15 protein-coding genes and 3 pseudogenes are annotated in these 15,114 nt (G+C 60.6%); 11 read left to right on the forward strand and 7 right to left on the reverse strand.

Translation table 11 applies throughout. The annotated features are described in order from the left end of the window. Positions 1-520 precede the first annotated feature (520 nt). Positions 521-1,720: an IS256 family transposase gene (locus SO139_RS42335; RefSeq protein ID WP_498541893.1), complete on the forward strand. Its 1,200-nt coding sequence runs from the start codon at positions 521-523 to the stop codon at positions 1,718-1,720. Here SO139_RS42335 and SO139_RS42340 read toward each other — a convergent pair. Continuing rightward, positions 1,707-1,883: a cupin domain-containing protein gene (locus SO139_RS42340; protein ID WP_498541898.1), complete on the reverse strand. Its 177-nt coding sequence runs from the start codon at positions 1,881-1,883 to the stop codon at positions 1,707-1,709. The two genes, SO139_RS42335 and SO139_RS42340, sit on opposite strands and share 14 nt — an antisense overlap. 905 nt (positions 1,884-2,788) lie before the next feature. Next, positions 2,789-3,409, reverse strand: a pseudogene (locus tag SO139_RS42345) (IS630 family transposase); the annotation flags it as partial. 37 nt (positions 3,410-3,446) lie between these two features. Here SO139_RS42345 and SO139_RS42350 point away from each other — a divergent pair. Both SO139_RS42350 and SO139_RS42355 read left to right on the forward strand, forming a co-directional pair. Beyond that, on the forward strand, positions 3,447-3,650 hold the full coding sequence (locus tag SO139_RS42350; RefSeq protein ID WP_474803081.1) for a hypothetical protein: 204 nt from the start codon (positions 3,447-3,449) through the stop codon (positions 3,648-3,650). A 7-nt stretch (positions 3,651-3,657) separates the two neighbouring features. Continuing rightward, positions 3,658-4,010 (forward strand): annotated as a pseudogene (locus tag SO139_RS42355) (cupin domain-containing protein); the annotation flags it as partial. A gap of 462 nt (positions 4,011-4,472) precedes the next feature. On the opposite strand, the gene SO139_RS42360 reads toward SO139_RS42355, so the two are convergent. After that, positions 4,473-5,303, reverse strand: a complete 831-nt coding sequence (locus SO139_RS42360; protein WP_474803078.1) for a hypothetical protein — start codon at positions 5,301-5,303, stop codon at positions 4,473-4,475. Positions 5,304-5,454: 151 nt separating this feature from the next. Here SO139_RS42360 and SO139_RS42365 point away from each other — a divergent pair, with 151 nt between their 5' ends. After that, a complete protein-coding gene (locus SO139_RS42365; protein WP_498541894.1) occupies positions 5,455-5,625 on the forward strand; it encodes a recombinase family protein in 171 nt (56 codons plus the stop codon). Positions 5,626-5,637: 12 nt separating this feature from the next. Here the strand turns inward: SO139_RS42365 and SO139_RS42370 are convergent, their stop codons facing one another. Then, positions 5,638-6,000, reverse strand: coding sequence for an SPW repeat protein (locus SO139_RS42370; protein ID WP_474803099.1), 363 nt, complete (start codon positions 5,998-6,000; stop codon positions 5,638-5,640). 941 nt (positions 6,001-6,941) lie between these two features. Between SO139_RS42370 and SO139_RS42375 the strand changes: the two are divergent. The 5 genes and pseudogenes from SO139_RS42375 to SO139_RS42395 form a co-directional block, all read left to right on the forward strand. Beyond that, positions 6,942-7,070: pseudogene (locus SO139_RS42375) on the forward strand (recombinase family protein); the annotation flags it as partial. Between the two features lie 103 nt (positions 7,071-7,173). Next, entirely contained in the window at positions 7,174-7,536 is a 363-nt protein-coding gene (locus tag SO139_RS42380) for a recombinase family protein (RefSeq protein ID WP_498541895.1), read from the forward strand. A gap of 375 nt (positions 7,537-7,911) precedes the next feature. Next, positions 7,912-8,172, forward strand: a complete 261-nt coding sequence (locus SO139_RS42385) for a hypothetical protein (protein WP_474803069.1) — start codon at positions 7,912-7,914, stop codon at positions 8,170-8,172. Between the two features lie 47 nt (positions 8,173-8,219). Further along, positions 8,220-8,423: a hypothetical protein gene (locus tag SO139_RS42390; protein WP_474803096.1), complete on the forward strand. Its 204-nt coding sequence runs from the start codon at positions 8,220-8,222 to the stop codon at positions 8,421-8,423. Positions 8,424-8,662: 239 nt separating this feature from the next. After that, on the forward strand, positions 8,663-8,881 hold the full coding sequence (locus SO139_RS42395) for a DUF6894 family protein (protein WP_474803066.1): 219 nt from the start codon (positions 8,663-8,665) through the stop codon (positions 8,879-8,881). Between the two features lie 2,078 nt (positions 8,882-10,959). On the opposite strand, the gene SO139_RS42400 is transcribed toward SO139_RS42395, so the two are convergent. Then, positions 10,960-11,160: a hypothetical protein gene (locus SO139_RS42400; RefSeq protein ID WP_474803063.1), complete on the reverse strand. Its 201-nt coding sequence runs from the start codon at positions 11,158-11,160 to the stop codon at positions 10,960-10,962. A gap of 233 nt (positions 11,161-11,393) precedes the next feature. Here SO139_RS42400 and SO139_RS42405 point away from each other — a divergent pair, with 233 nt between their 5' ends. Beyond that, positions 11,394-11,552, forward strand: coding sequence for a hypothetical protein (locus SO139_RS42405; protein ID WP_498541896.1), 159 nt, complete (start codon positions 11,394-11,396; stop codon positions 11,550-11,552). A gap of 370 nt (positions 11,553-11,922) precedes the next feature. Here SO139_RS42405 and SO139_RS42410 read toward each other — a convergent pair whose 3' ends face one another. Together SO139_RS42410 and SO139_RS42415 are read right to left on the reverse strand one after the other, a co-directional pair. After that, on the reverse strand, positions 11,923-12,201 hold the full coding sequence (locus SO139_RS42410) for a ribbon-helix-helix domain-containing protein (RefSeq protein ID WP_474803054.1): 279 nt from the start codon (positions 12,199-12,201) through the stop codon (positions 11,923-11,925). Between the two features lie 1,167 nt (positions 12,202-13,368). Beyond that, a complete protein-coding gene (locus SO139_RS42415; RefSeq protein ID WP_474803051.1) occupies positions 13,369-13,644 on the reverse strand; it encodes a hypothetical protein in 276 nt (91 codons plus the stop codon). A 10-nt stretch (positions 13,645-13,654) separates the two neighbouring features. Here SO139_RS42415 and SO139_RS42420 point away from each other — a divergent pair, with 10 nt between their 5' ends. Further along, complete coding sequence (locus SO139_RS42420; RefSeq protein WP_498541897.1) at positions 13,655-14,188, forward strand: hypothetical protein; 534 nt, start codon at positions 13,655-13,657, stop codon at positions 14,186-14,188. The last annotated feature ends 926 nt before the right edge of the window (positions 14,189-15,114 follow it).

Consider the following 15,114-nt stretch of genomic DNA (forward strand, 5'->3'; position numbering starts at 1 on the left):
GAGAGCTCCTTCCTGATTGAGGCTGAGAACACCTCGATTCTCAGGACAGGGGCTCTCCACTGCTACCACTATTATACACTCTCAACCGGCTACCGGCCTCTCGGCTCTTGCCCCCGCGCAGCGGGCTGGAGCGCAGCGACTTCGTGCATTGGCCCTTCGCGACAGTTTGCGCGGCGCAAGGACATGTCCGAAGTTGGGGGTAGACCGGAAGTCTTCGGCTGAGGGCCAAACCGGCGCTTTTGACTCAACCGTATGGTCCGGCCGTGCGTTGCAAGCTTAATCTGCAGAGTGGCGGTGACTGGTCTTGCGCTTCTGTATCCGGCCCTTGCGTGGAGCAGATCGCTCCTGGCCATCATGGATATCGGTCGTGTCCCCAGCGATGGTGTAGCTCGGTAGAGCAAAGCCGCCCGTACGCGCGCCCCCAATAGCGCCGTAGCGGGCGGGCGGCTTTGCGGTGGTCACCGGCGGTTCGCCGGTAGGGTCGGGTTGCGACACACCAACCTGATTCGAGGACCCACCGATGACCGATGAAATGATGAACCTTCGCACGCTTGTGGAGAAGACCCCTGATGCGGATTCGCTGCGCGAGATGATCGGCTTTGCCGCCCAGCGGCTGATGGAGCCTGAAGTCGAAGGCCAGACTGGAGCAGCCTACGGCGAGAAGAATCCGGAGCGCTTGGCTCAGCGCAACGGCTGTCGGGAGCGGATCTGGGAGACCCGCGCCGGCGCGGTCGAGCTTCGCATCCCAAAATTGCGCAAGGGCTCCTACTTCCCGGGCTTCCTGGAGCCGCGTCGCATGGCCGAGAAGGCCCTTACGGCCGTGGTGCAGGAAGCCTATGTGCAGGGCGTCTCGACCCGCTCGGTGGACGATCTGGTGCAGGCCATGGGGATGACCGGTATCTCCAAGAGCCAGGTGAGCCGGCTGTGCGCCGAGATCGACGACAAGGTGAAGGCGTTCCTCACCCGTCCGATCGAGGGCGACTGGCCGTATCTGTGGATCGATGCCACCTACGTGAAGGTGCGCCAGAACGGGCGCATCGTGTCGGTCGCGGTGATCGTCGCGGTCGGCGTCAACAGCGACGGCCGGCGCGAAGTGCTCGGCATGGACATCGGGCCCTCCGAAGCCGAGACGTTCTGGACGGCCTTCCTGCGCAAGCTCGCCCGCCGTGGCCTGCGCGGCGTCAAGCTTGTCGTCTCGGATGCCCACGAGGGCATCAAGGCCACCGTCGCCAAGGTGCTCAACGCCACTTGGCAGCGTTGCCGTGTCCACTTCATGCGCAACGCACTGGCGCATGCCGGCAAGAGCGGGCGGCGCGTCGTCTCGGCCTTCATCGCCACCGCCTTTGCCCAGGACGATGCCGAGGCTGCCAAGACGCAGTGGCGCAAGGTTGCCGACCAGCTCCGCCCCAAGCTGCCCAAGCTTGCTGGCTTCCTCGACGACGCCGAGACCGATGTGCTGGCCTACATGACGTTCCCGCCGCAGCATCGAACCAAGCTGCACTCGACCAACCCGATCGAGCGCCTCAACGGCGAGATCAAACGGCGGACCGAGGTCGTCGGCATCTTCCCCAACGAAGATGCCATCGTGCGATTGATCGGCGCGATCCTGCTTGAGCAAAACGATGAATGGGCCGTCCAGCGCGCCCGTTACATGACACTGGAAACCATCGCGCCTTTGAGCGATGATCCAACCGTCAGCCTCCCGGCTATCGCCAGCTGACCAACCCGGCTCCTTCCGATGAATGCGGTGAAACTCCTGCTACACCATGCCCGGGGACACGATCTTCGAGAATCAGGATGGTCTCGTCGAGATCGTAGTACCAGTTGAATTTGCCTTCGGTGCACGACCAGATCAGGATGCGGGCTGTGTTGCACGTACTGATCGATAGTAGGCAGAGTGAGCTTCTGGATTTCCTTCAACGATCCATGACGGCTCGATGGGCGAAGGCTGGAGATCCAGGTTGCAATGGGCGGCTTCAATAAGCGCGAGCGGCATATCATCTCACCTCGAACTTGAAATTATCCCGGTCTCAATTGCCGATTTTTCCCAACGGCGGAGCCGCGTAAACGTTCCTGTCCTAATTCCTCCTCGCGTCGCGCCAAAAGAAAAGGCCCCAGGTCCCTTTTGGGAGCCGGGACCGAAGGGTAGCGGGCAATAGGAGGCGAAGCCGATTGCCCGCCTCAATCCAGCATGTTCCGGGTTAACAAACCGCAGCTGTCCGAATTTCAAATTGCGAGTTTGCCACGCCCTCCAGCCCGCCAAACTGAGGCATTAGCGGGCAACAAAAAGCCCGCCTAGAAAAGGCGGGCCGGTGATCAGCGCAGGCGCGAGATCATGCTGATATCGACGGCGTGGGATTTGGCGATCTCGGCCAGCGTTTCGCCGCAGCCCGGCGCTTCAGCGCTTCCTTGAGCAGTTGCCAATTTGGTTTTCGGGGTGCCAATCCGCCGGAGGCCGCTATTCGCAGATCTCGGGACGACGACCGCTCCAGACATTTCGATTTAATCGTCGGGAAGATCCTCCCCCGGCCTCTTGACCCCGTCGTCCTAACGGCGTGGGCTGTCCTGCTGGTGGGCTTCGCCTGTGCCATCGCGAGCCTCCTGGTCCGCTGACCGACGACGAGCATGGAACGGCAGCCGGCCCGCCGCATTCAGTGGGAATGACGAGACTTTATTTCGGCCTGGCCGCTCTGGCCGGCATCTGCTTCTTTTCGAACTATGGTTGGCTCGGCACTAGCAGTTAGCTGCCACCGATCGGTTCGAGCGCTCCGGGATCTCCCGCACCAACGTAGCGCTCGCGCTGTCCCGGCTCGGCTGGAATCGGCTGACAGACCTCGCCGATGAGCTGGACGGGGGGTCTCGTCGAAGCAGACCAGCGGCCGGACGGGATCCGGCGCCTCGGCGTAGAGGTCGAGCACGTCCTCCATGCGGGCGACGTATTCGCGATCGACATGGGGGATGCACCACATGTCCCTGCGCCATGGCTTGAGGTCGTTCTCGGCCAACCGGCGACGCACGGTCTCGCCCGACAGGCTGCCATGATCGGTGAGCTTGACCATCGTGTCAGCCAGCACCGTCAGCGTCCAGCGTTTGCGGCCGGCGGGCGGCTTGCCGCATGCCGTCGCCACCAGCAGGGCCTCCTCCTTGCCGGTCAGCTTGCGCTCTGCGCCCGGACGCGGTTCCTCGCTCAAGGCCCGCTCCAGATTGCCTTCCACGAAGCGGCGCTTGGTCCGATAAACGGTGGAGAGGCTGACACTCATGGTCTCTCCTCGTCGCGGCAGCCTCCATCGGCCGCCAGCAAAATCTGCGCCCGCTTGAGCTTGCGGGCGGCGCGCTTGCCGCCGCCGAGCATCGCCGTCAGTTCGTCCCGCTCGATTTGGCTCAATTCGACCCGATAACGTACATTCATGCTTCGCCTCTTGTCGGAGGCCGGGACGAATCGATCCATGAGTCAAAAATCAGGCGCGCGCTTAACCGAGAAACAGGGACACTACCTCGCTTTCATCCATACCTATTCGTACATGTTCGGACAGCCGGCCGCCTTCATTCGCCGTCAGCCCGGCGTTCCCCGAAGCATCGAGATTCTTCTGCCACCCGAAAACTTGCCCATCCTCGAATGGCTCGGTATCAAAACGTCAAAATCACTGTGATGAACCACTAGTGTCGGCCAGCGCGTGCAAGACTGCCAAGACCGTCCTCTGGTCCTGCACCGAAGGCAAATTCAATTGGTATTACGATCTCGACGAGACCATCGTGATCCTCGAAGGATCGATCGTGCTTGAGAGCGAAGGCATGCCGCCGAAGCGCTACGGCGTTGGTGACGTGAATTTTTTTCGCAGAGGTGCGCACGCCAAATGGCACGTCGAGGCTATGTGAGGAAGCTCGCCTTCCTGCGCTTGAACAATCGGTTCCCGTTCGGCATTGCGATCCGCGCCGTCAACAAGCTCAGGTCTTTAATCGCGAGGAAGGCACCAACGATAATCGCGGCTAGCATCTTCGTTGCGGAATAAGGTCGCATTTCTTTCACGCCGGTCTAAAACGCGTTGCGACATTACGCGTTCGGATCTCCGCGAGCGCGACGTGCCTTGTCAAGTTCGAGAAGTCGATGGTGAGCGCGGTTTCGCGATAGCCTAGCGACATCAGCGCATTGTGGGCATCGACGCGCGAGATCGCGCCAGCGACGTAATTCTCAAAGGTCGTTCGATAGTAAGCTGCGCCATTGAGCGAGATACTGGGGTCGAGCCGACCGCCTTGTCCGACGCAATGCGTTGGAAGTGAAGCACACCACCCATCCAGCCTACCGGCGGGTGCAGGATGCGTTCACCTACTTGCGTAATCACTAGCGCGAAATTGCCACGTCCGCGCTCACGTCTGCTTGGCCGACTCATGCAGCGCACCGGTAACGGTAGGGACGCGCGTTTCCTCGCGCGTCCCAGCACAGATATTTATATGCGGACGCGAGAACCGCGAGGTTAGCGGACCGGCAGCATCAAATGCTCGTACTGCGTGCCAGGCCACATCACATAGGGACTCGTTGGGTCTGCCTTCGCCTCCCGTGGATAACCATCCAACATCTTAGCGCCAGAGCCGACGATCATCACGTGGGCGCCGGTTTTGATCCAATTGTTGCCGGGAGCTTCTTTTGTTGCATACGGGTCGGTGTTGCTTGCACCGCCGTCCCCTCGGAGCATGTACATGAAGCCTACCTTATTCGCTGGTGGCTCCTTGTGCTCCATCCAGGCTGTCGCCCATTCCATCGCGTTTTTATCGCCGCACATCGGGTCCGGGTTGGCCGGATCGGCGTGACCTGGCATGCACGTCCATTGTCCCGTTCCTTGGCGCAATGTGCGCATTTTGCCATCGTGGTCCATAGCGACGATCGTGGCGTCCTTGGCGATGGCTTCGGGGGCGGCTGACAGTGATAGTTTAATCAGCTCTTCGTCGCTCATCTTGTGGCCGGTTGAGTCTTGAGCGAAGCCGTAGCTGGGGCCAAGTGCGAGCGCAAGTAAAGTTGCATAAGCGAGCGGTTTCATTGCGATACCCTCCCGTGATTTTCGATGGCAGTCGCGGCCGAAAGGCAGGCCATCTGCACTGAGGTGCTTGCACGGAGCTATCCTAGCCCGTTTTGGTCTCGTGAAAAGCGCCAGTTGGCCACTGCAGAGCGGGCGCCAATATTGCGCCGCGATGCAGACGGGCTGATCTCCGTCATCGGGTGGTCGACCCAGGAATGGATCGACCATCATTTTGTTGCCGGTCATCTCGTCCCAAGTGAAACCGCTGCGCTCGATGATCTGGCCCGCCAAGCCCGGTCCTCCGCGTCCGTCAGCTTGGTGACGGTCTTTGCGGAGACGACCGTTGCCACCGCCGCGTTGTTCTGAGCCTCAGTGTTGGCTGCCAGCGCCAGGGCCGAAATCGCTAGCGCCGCCTCAGCGGTCAAAGCCTTGATTTTCATGTGTGCTCCAATGTCTGAGCGCGACGCAGGGGCGGCTGCTCTCGACGCTGTTGGCGGCAATCGCCGAGTTTGAACGCGATCTGATCAGAGAACGCACTGGCGAGGGCCGAAGCGTGCCCAGGCCAAGGGCGTCAAGTTTGGTCGCGGATCGGCCGGGGCTTCCGCACTGGTAACCGAGAGGCCGCTCAGCGGCCGGTGGTCAGCCGCGGCGGGATCTGGGACATCATCCAGAGCTCGATCGCAGCAAGCACAGCCACCAGGATGCCGACCACGACGTGGATCGCCATCGCCGTCTTGGCAGCCTCGAACCCGAGAACCCAAGGCGCAATAAGCGTCCACAGGCCGACGATCAGGTTAAGCCACTCCTCCCACACCGCGAAGGCTGCGAGGGCCGCAATGGCCAGGATCGCAATCACGATGCCCGCGGCGTACGCATTCTGGGAGGCTGCGCCGGCATCGAAACCGAATATCCAGGGCGAAACGAACAGGAATGCGCCAAGAATTAGGTTTGCGACGTCGCACAGTTTTGCGTTCGTCCAGTTCTCCATCCAGTTTCCCATGACACCCTCCATTGGAAGGTTACACAGCTAATCAACCGTAAGATCGCCGCGCCGGTTCCGCGGCCCGCGGCATAATGGCAAAGGACAATCTCCGCGGCTGTGGTGTAACGGCCTCCGCCGATCGCCATCGCAGCTACGCCGCGCGCGCCGTCCCGTGCCGTGGCCGTGCTCGGCCGCTGTCGTGGGCCAGCCGGCCGCCGTCGCCTACATCAGGGTCAGCACGTAGAAGCAGGGTCGGTCTGGTTTGGGTTTGGAAGCGCAGCAGAGCGCGCTCGCCCGCTTTCCGCCCACGCTCTTCCGCGCGTCATATTTTTTCGACGATTTTCGGCCGAGCTTGAGCGCGGCTGGTGACCGTCGTGTAGCCGTCTTCCTCGAACCCGACGACGCAGTCTGTTCATCGCGCCGCGCGCGAGGACGAGGCAGCGTTGGCCATTACGGCCATGCCGATCCCATCGATACATGTACATCTGGCTTCCCAAGAGGCCTCATTCCCCGGTTCAATAGGACGCATAGCCCCCTCGAAAAATCTTTCTCTTCCGCACTCGTCGCCCCGCCCAGGGTGCACCGCCAGTTAGCGCACCAGCAGGGCCGCGATGGCGCCGGCGAAGCCGAGTACCAAGAAGCTGGCAGCCGCGAGGGTGACTAAGTCAATAGATATGTTGTGGTGGTGAAAGTGAAGGCGCATGGCAGCCTCCTGCGCATTAGTACGCGCCTCAAATCAATTCGTCATTGCCAAAACAGTTCCCTACGGGCTGTAACAACGCGTGGACCCGGCTTGACTGTTAAGCCGCCATGAAGTCCGCGATCGCTTACATCCGCGTTTCGACGCAGAAGCAGGGCAAGTCCGGACTTGGCCTGGAGGCGCAACAGGCCCTGATCCAGCGCTTCCCTGATCAGGAGGGCCCCAGATCGTACAGACCTTCACCGAGGTGCAGAGCGGCAAGGATGATGACCAGAAGCGGCCCCAGCTCCATGCTGCTCTGGAGGCCGCGCGCAAGGCTAAGGCTCCCGTGATCGTCGCGAAGCTCGATCGTCTCTGCCGCGATGTGCACTTCATCAGCGGCCTGATGAAGCACAAGGTGGCCTTCATCGTCGCCGACCTCGGTGCTGATACCGACCCGTTCATGCTGCACCGCGGCGCTCGCGGAGAAGGAGCGCCGCATGATCAGCCAACGGACCAAGGACGCATTGGCCGCCGCAAAGGCGAACGGCAAGCAGCTCGGCGGACTCCGCGACTATGGACGCGAGGCCAAGCAGGCCGCGGTCGAGCGCGCGAAGGTGCTGGCGCCGCTATTCGAGCAGGTAGAGGGAAGGTCGGCCCGCGAGATTGCGCGCATCCTGAACGACCGCAATGTCGCCACGCCTACCGGCAAACCGTGGTCCGCCATGACGGTTATCCGAGCCCGCGATCGCCTCGCGGCAGCCGCCCAGCCAAGTGCGGCCGTATGTCCCCAGCTGTCTCGGAGGGGCTTTAGGTGCAAAACCAATGGCCTCCGCGACTCTCGGCCTCTTGCGCAAGCTTGAGCCAGTCGGCGGCCAAGTGTAGCCGCTCCTCCCTATCAAGCGGGCTGATGGCTTTCTCCGCACGTACGCGGCAATCCCCAGCTTCCTTGCGGAACCGTTGTGCATCGGTCTCAGTCATTGCTGGGATAATACACCTGCGAAATTGTTGACAACCGATGTTTCGACGTGCGCGACTCACCATCCCGTGCGCTTTATACCGCGCAGCCAAAGCCCCGGGCCTGCTCCCTGTCCCGGGACTCTTTGGATTAAGCTACTGAGAGTCGCGCGCCGAGCATCAGCGCCGCGCGGCGGGCGAGACGCTGGCCGAGATCGCCAAGAGCTACGCGGTCGCCGTCAGCATGATCTCGCGCCTGGCTGAATACGGAGGCCCGACCCATGACCGATTTGGTGCAACGATTGCAATCCGAGCGATCCCCGCTCTGCCTCGAGGCAGCACGCGAGATCGAGCGCACGGCCGCGATGTTGCGCGAGGCAAAAGCCGAGATCATTCGTCTGCGCGATGCCAAGAGGCGCGCTATGCAGGTCGCCGACGAGCGCGCGAAAGAGGTGGTCGACCTGCGCATGCAGCTCGCCAAGAGTTTTGGGGTCGACGTATCGATGATTTCGCGGCTGAGCCGAAAATCTACGGATCGTTAAACGGCGAAACGCGCGCGTGAGCCAATCCCGAGGCCGCAGCGCGCAAGCTGGTTGAGATCGCCGCCAGCACCGAGCCCTTGCAGGACGGTCGGATTCATATCGAGAAGATCAACGCGCCGTTTCTCTACACTCTGAAGGCCAGCTGGTCGGAGTTTGGCGCCGGGATCAAGCACGCCATCGAGCGCGGGTGGCTCGAACTGCACGAGTCCGGCACCTATGTCGGGCTCTTGAAGACGGGGGCAGCCAACTGAAGGCGGCTTCATCGAACTTGGTTCTCTAACCAGCAATCTTGATAGACGCGGCAATAGGGCGTCGAGCCTATTGTTTGCGCGAATTGCACAACATTTCCGCGGGCCACCCGTACGATGAAGGCGTTTTGATCACGCGGGTCCTTGGTGCGACACCTGGAACATCCCAGCCTCGGACCATCCATCCGCGGGCCCCTACTACGATAGGAAGCAGGGGCTTTGGCGTTTGTCGGACATTTTCCATGCCTCTGTATTCATTCAAGCTCACCAATACCCACCTTGTCTCGGATTTCGGAGTGCATGACCTTCCAGGCGAAGTGGAGGCGCGGATAGAAGCTATCAGGCTTGCTCAGTCGCTGCGCGAAACTCGCCCCGAGTTGATCGGCCGTCACTCTTCGGTCTCTGTGATTGATGATGATGGCACAGCTGTTTGCACCATCCCGTTGGATGTTATCTCGTAAACGGGCTGATTAAGCCCGTCAGCGCGAACCGGCGGGCCTCGTGTTCATGGCTGCGGTGTAGTGTCGCTGCCTATTCCAAAGTAAGAAAGCGAACAGATTGGGCGATCGATTCAATCTAGTCGCCCCATGGCGAAATCAGCCCCGCCAAGGACCTCCAACGGCCCCGGCACGCAACCCCCATGAAGCCCCACGGCCGGGGCCGAATTTACCCGGCCTAGCTGCCGTATGCGTAACGATGTCCTTGCGAAGGTGGTCGGAACGGCCTTTCTCCTGGGTATCCTCCTCATTTGGCGGACCGAGGCTGTTCACTCACCTCCATGTAAGGGGAATTGCCCAACGGAATTCTCTGCTAGCCTCAAAAAGACTTCAGCGGCGTTGCAGAGAATCGGGTGCCATCTCTGTGTTGACGTGACGATGGCCCCAGCTTTCCCCTGAGCTGGGGCCTCTTCATTGATCCCGGAACGAATCTGTCCTGGGTGAATTACTGTTTTGCTCTTTAGGGAAGACACAATCGCCAGACGGCCTCAGCATTCAATCCGGGATGCTGGGGCCGTTTCATTTTCGACGCGCCAAGGTCCTTGTCGCGCGCCATGGAAAACTGCCCCCTCAGTTCCGGATGGCGTTTGACATCCCAAAGCGAACAGAACGGATTGCAGAGTTCTACGCTACGGGCGCAGCCGGCGGCTTGGCAGGTCATCGGGCCGCGCATGCTCGCCGGCTGAAGCAGTAACCGGATTTTAACCAAGTTCGATATCAAATGACGCATCACGGAATTCGCACGCCGTGATGCTTCGACCTCACATCGCCCGCTGCCGTCCCCAACGTCGGCGGGCTTTTCTATGGGCGGCGGGGGCGTCGGTCCCTCAGGATCGATCCAGCCTCCCTTTTTTAGCTGATGATCTCCTTGGCCTTGATGCGGCGCAAGCCTCGATGCAGTCAGCTACCAAATGCAAGAACTCTTGCCGCTTTATGCTTTTCACCTGACGACCCTCCATATTGACGAGAATGAATCTCGCCATCTCGTAGGCGACTTCGAACTGCGATTTGCCTGTAATCTCGACATCGATTTTTTTCAGCCATCTCGCTCACCGCTCGGCAGCAAATGCCCGAAGTTGTCGCAAGTTAGTTGAGGGAAAGCCCGCTCGAGGCCGGAGGAGCGGGCCTTCAGCCCAATAAGGCCGCCTCCTTCCCGGCGCCCCGTCTCGAAGGGAACCCTGGGCCCGATTTGCGACGAAAGTCTATACCGACGGCAGATCTTGCGGGTTATCTCAAACGGGTTACGATGCAACTTACTGTAGAAGTTTTATTAGGAGCTACCCATTGCCAACAGCCATTGAATCGATCGTTTCCGCCTATGTACGTTTGAAGAACCGGCAAGCCCTGGAGAATATGCGAGAACTTCGCCGTCAGTTGCTGGGAACGCTACAGCCCGCATCCAGCATCAACCCGGCTCAGTCTAGAGATTCTATCCTTGAAGACCTTCGAGTAATCGAGGAGGGACTGGAGCAGCTCCGGCCGCCACGGTACGCCTGAGGCAGTGATCAAGTGGCCCGCCGATTCACGCTGGCGGGCCTTCGACTGGGTGAGGCTCGCTGTCCTGTTCTGAACCAAAACTCTGGGAACGACGTTAAGAATTATCACCGCGCGGCTCTGGCATTTATCGGTGATGAGAGCGCCTATCTGCGCTCCCGCCTCCTCGAACGGAATGGAGAAGCGCAAATGAAGCGTCTCCGTTTCACTCACGAACGCCTCGTCACCGAGGCAAAACAGCTTCGCGAGAAGGCGAAGTTGCTTCCTCCTGGTGTCGATCGGGAGGCTCTGCTTCGCAAAGCCAGGTTAGACGAAATGGTCGCTCATATCGACAAGTGGCTTACTTCGCGAGGTCTAAGACCGCCGACATGAAACCGGGAATGCGCACGGGTGTTGAGCCTTATGGATGACAAAGAGCTGGAAGCCCGTAGTGAACAAGCCCTCGTCGTGGTGAGCCTCAGTACGGCAACGCTGATTGCGTGCTTCACCCTTCTGCTTTCTCAACTGTAAGGCCGCCTCAGTTGCCGGCCTCTCCGTTGATTACCGAGCTATAAAGCGAAGATCATTTTGTCTCCGCCCCTACTGACGGATCGCACATCGAACCGGACAGGCTTCTTCCAGATCGCAATCCTTTTGGCTTCCTCGATCGCATCACCCTCGTTGAGCGCCCTGATCGGCAAGGAATCGCACGCGAGCCCACCCGGTTTCGTCACGTCGGGAAAATAACAATCCATCATGAAATGAGACATGGGCAAGCTCGCTAACCGCGCTCGCTGATCATTCGCATGATCGCACGATTTGGCGGACAAAAGATGGTGCGGGAACTTTCGGCAATCGCAGGGGCGGCTGCAGGCCGCGCGGAAGAGGCCGCGGAGATCTCGAGGTGCCGGTCGAAGCGGTCCGGAAACACGATTAGGGACCCGACGACATCAAGTTGAAGCCGGCGAATGATTGCCTCCATCTGAAGGGACGGAGACAATTTATGACCCGCTATTGGAACGCCTTCGCTATCGCCTTCACCGCCGCGCTGCTCATGGCCGGGCTAGCGTTTGTCCCGCACCCGGTTAGCTCGGATGTCGGCGCCGGTTGGAATTGCAGGCAGAACATCCTCATGACGAGCTGTCGACTGGTTCAGCAGTGACGATCAGCAGGGTCGGAGACGCTGCGGCGAATTTCATTGCTTCAGCTTCTCGGTCTCGGCTCGCGCGAGGCTCCTCGCCTTTGCCAGCGACTCTTCCCTGCTCAATAACTCAGGCCGCTCCTAATTCGTCGCCGCCGGGAAAAGATGGTATGTCGGCCTGATGAAAGAGTACCGAGTATTCGTCCTCACATTCGAGGGCAACATCATCCAGACCATCGCTCTGTTCTGTGCCACCGAGGACGACGCAAAGTGTCGGGCGCAGCAGCTGGTTGATAATCATCCCGTAGAGTTTTGGGAGGGGCTGCGCCGAATAGCTCGGTTCAATCCGAAGCACTGAGTGACGCGCAGGGCTTCGGTCCCGCCTCAGGCCTCACGCCCCCATCGCGGGATGGCTGGGCGATGCCGGCACCTTCTCCTCAAACTGGGTCGCTGCGGCCCGGTGCTTAAAGTGGTCGAGGACGAACAAACGTAGCGCGGACGACAAATTGCCGTGCAGCCGGTTGCGGTCGATCTCACCAACCAGCTCCGAGAGCGTCATGTTGCGCAGGCTCGAAATCTCCTTCAACCCGCTCCAGAAGGCCTCTTCCAGGCTGACACTGGTCTTGTGGCTGTCGACAACGATGGATCGCTTCATGACGGGGAATTTCATGGTTATTCCTCGCGCTCGATGGCCAGCCGAACAAGGTCCGATCCTGCAAACGAGAACGGCCCCGGCGCGCGAGGCTGGCTGGAGGCGAGCCGGAGCCGTCCACCTACGCTCCGCCAAACGCGTGAGCGTCTTATCGTAAATTGGAAATTCGCTCTTATACTATTTCGGATAGTGATCTTTTGAGGAGATCATTGACACAGAGTAAAGGGCCGCTGCTTTGGAGCGGCGGCCCTTTCACCGGGTTGCAATAGGAACTCCGATACTGCAATCGCTTAGCCAGCCCGTTCCTGCGCCGGGTTCGACCTGCCTCAGGACACGCCGCCCCCTCAGTGCTACGATGCAGCCGCACCACGTCATCGCGTCGGCGGGCAGAAGCACTGGATCAAAGTGAAGAACCGCAGCCATCCTGCGGTGGAGCGCGAGCTACTGATCTGCCGCCTCGGGCCTGAGGCCTTCTCGCAATAAAAGCGGCCTCAGCCTCGCCCCGCTCGAACGGCGCAACGCCCCGGTAAGGCCGGTCACGATGCTCGGAGCCCCATGCGGCACGCGGCTCGGAATAGATTGGGCCCGATCGTTGACCGCATTCCACGGCCTGACCCACGGCGGTAGGTGGACCCAAGGGGAGTAGAAGAAAAATAGCGAGCCTGAACCCTTCACGCCGATATCACTTGCTACTTCTTCCTCGTTTCGGGGCTTGAACTGCATGACGGCGGCCGCGTAATTCGCCCCGCCACGGCCGCACGCCGCGCTCCAGGTCTGCGACGATGCGATCGGTGATGCGTGTGTAAGCCGCGCGACACGGCCTCTGACCAGAGCAGCACGACGTTGATGCCCTGGTAGGGCATCCCGTTGTGGCGCTGCGCCGATCGCGATAGGTCGCGCCTTTCTTGCGAATGGCCTGCATGCGGCCGATAGCGGGGATGCGGTCGCGCTCGTTGGGGCGGGCGCCACCTTTTTTTTGGGCGCCGGAAAAAACGGGGCGCACCCCTCTGCGTGAGATGGGTAAAAAACGAGCATGCCCGATCGCGACCTAATCCGGGCGCGCTACGGTCTTGTGCGGCCCGAACGCGGTAGCGGGCCCAAAGGGAGGTACAGGAAAATAAGAGTCTTGCGCTGCGCTTCGAGGCTCAAGCGGCTCTTGCCGTGGCGATCGGTTGTTACGCGATATTAGGCAGACGCCTTCTGCCGCGCCTCAATGGCCCGAAACCCTGCCCTGCACAACTGCGCAATGGCCGCCTCGATCGCCCGGTCGTCGTTGCGCTGATCTTCCGTGAGTAGCCCGAGCGCCACCCACGCGGCGATTGTCTGCTCGGCATTTGCAATTTCAATGCTGAGCAGCTTAGTGCCCGCGCGTTGACGTCTGCGATGGCGACGCGAATATCGGCGAGCCTTCGCGCGCTTGCGAAGCAGCCGCTCAACCCGCTCTGAGAGCCTGCGCGCCATGTTAATATCAGTGCCGCGCGCGAGCGTGACGCCGCCAAGACTGATCCGCGATATCAGCCTGCTGTGGCGCCGTCAGGCATGGCCATTGCTTGGGTGGCCGCAGCGACAGATGCCGGGTAATTTCTTTCAAATGATCGGACACGGCTGTATAGCCGAGCGACCGCAGCACCTGCTCAACATCACAAACGTCATCGCGATAAGACCTCGCGACCTTGATCAGCGCGTCGATTACCTCGACCTCATCTCACCCCTCACGCCGCGCAACTTCGATGCAGTAGCCGAAAACTTCAGCGCGTGTCCGCAACGGCGAGAGATCGTAGCGGCCCTCACGCGGCGGCGCATCGCTTCGGCAACCCGGCGGCGGATTTCGGCAATCTGCTCATCACTCAGGATCGGCATCATCGATCACCTCAGCCTCGATCACCTTGGCGATGCGGCGGCGCGATGGCGGCTCGTTGCCCAAGAGATCAAGCGCCTGCCGGAACGTCGTCACAAATTGCACGGCATCAACGCCAACGCTCAGATCGACGTGTTTCGGCAGTAGAGATGCCACGATCCGGACGAAGCCTGTCGGGTCCTCCACTGCACAAGCCTCCACGGCACGAGCACCGTGCTTCTCCCACGTCGCGCGCAGGTCTTCGAGGAAAGATTCCGACATCCTGTTGCGCGAACCTCGCGCCCGACCCGTGGGATTACCGGATTGCCTCGGCAGCCACGGCAGCGCCCGATGCGCCATGAACTTCTTTTTGCGCTCCCCACAAAATCCGCCATCCCGATTCCCGTCGAGGAGGATTGAACAGATTCTCAATACTACCATGATTTGCTGGAGTTGAGCGTCAGGCATGATGGCTTCTATGGTGCAGGTACACTGGCAAGGTGGGAAGATCGATACGCGAATGGGGATGGCCATCCTGGCGGCGGATGACGGCATGGTGCTCGCCGGTTCGGGCGGCTTGCGGCGGGCAAACTGCTCGGCGGCGCCGAGGTGCCTGTCATCGTCGCGCGCGGTGGAGCAAAAACCTGAAGCGCGCCTATGTCATCCCGACAATCGGTCCACTCATGGATGCGAGGGATCGGGGCGACGAGATGCTGAGGCTCGAATTGAAACGACCTGCTGACCGGCGGTTTCGAGCTGGCGCTGACCGAATTCACCGAAGTCGAGCTTTCTAAGCTATCGGTCGGGGAAGCGATGGCGGAATCGCCTGGGTTCTTTCTCTATGGCGAGCGGTGGGAGATCGTCGAGCGCGCCATCGCTGGGGCTACTAAGCCGCGCATCCAGACAATCCCAATCGATCGCCGCAAAGCAATGCACTCGCCGCGATCTGAGCCGAATATCTAGCGCGACCCTGATTCGGGCTACGCAACGGCCGCTGTGCAAATAATCGCGAGCGCAGCGAAATTAACGACGGCCACGTTCCGCCGCACGCATTGCAACAAGAAAGCCTACGCGCTTCTCGCCGGTGCGGTGAG

The sequence above is a fragment of the Bradyrhizobium sp. UFLA05-89 genome (genome assembly GCF_059803475.1).

Bases quoted from the DNA above. Each gene is read 5' to 3' on its own strand.
- SO139_RS42415 (WP_474803051.1), bottom strand. From the start codon at position 13,644: ATGGCGCGCAGGCTCTCAGAGCGGGTTGAGCGGCTGCTTCGCAAGCGC.
- SO139_RS42335 (WP_498541893.1), top strand. From the start codon at position 521: ATGACCGATGAAATGATGAACCTTCGCACGCTTGTGGAGAAGACCCCT.
- SO139_RS42395 (WP_474803066.1), top strand. From the start codon at position 8,663: ATGCCTCTGTATTCATTCAAGCTCACCAATACCCACCTTGTCTCGGAT.
- SO139_RS42380 (WP_498541895.1), top strand. From the start codon at position 7,174: ATGATCAGCCAACGGACCAAGGACGCATTGGCCGCCGCAAAGGCGAAC.
- SO139_RS42370 (WP_474803099.1), bottom strand. From the start codon at position 6,000: ATGGAGAACTGGACGAACGCAAAACTGTGCGACGTCGCAAACCTAATT.
- SO139_RS42400 (WP_474803063.1), bottom strand. From the start codon at position 11,160: ATGTCTCATTTCATGATGGATTGTTATTTTCCCGACGTGACGAAACCG.
- SO139_RS42410 (WP_474803054.1), bottom strand. From the start codon at position 12,201: ATGAAATTCCCCGTCATGAAGCGATCCATCGTTGTCGACAGCCACAAG.
- SO139_RS42350 (WP_474803081.1), top strand. From the start codon at position 3,447: ATGAGTCAAAAATCAGGCGCGCGCTTAACCGAGAAACAGGGACACTAC.
- SO139_RS42405 (WP_498541896.1), top strand. From the start codon at position 11,394: ATGACCCGCTATTGGAACGCCTTCGCTATCGCCTTCACCGCCGCGCTG.
- SO139_RS42385 (WP_474803069.1), top strand. From the start codon at position 7,912: ATGACCGATTTGGTGCAACGATTGCAATCCGAGCGATCCCCGCTCTGC.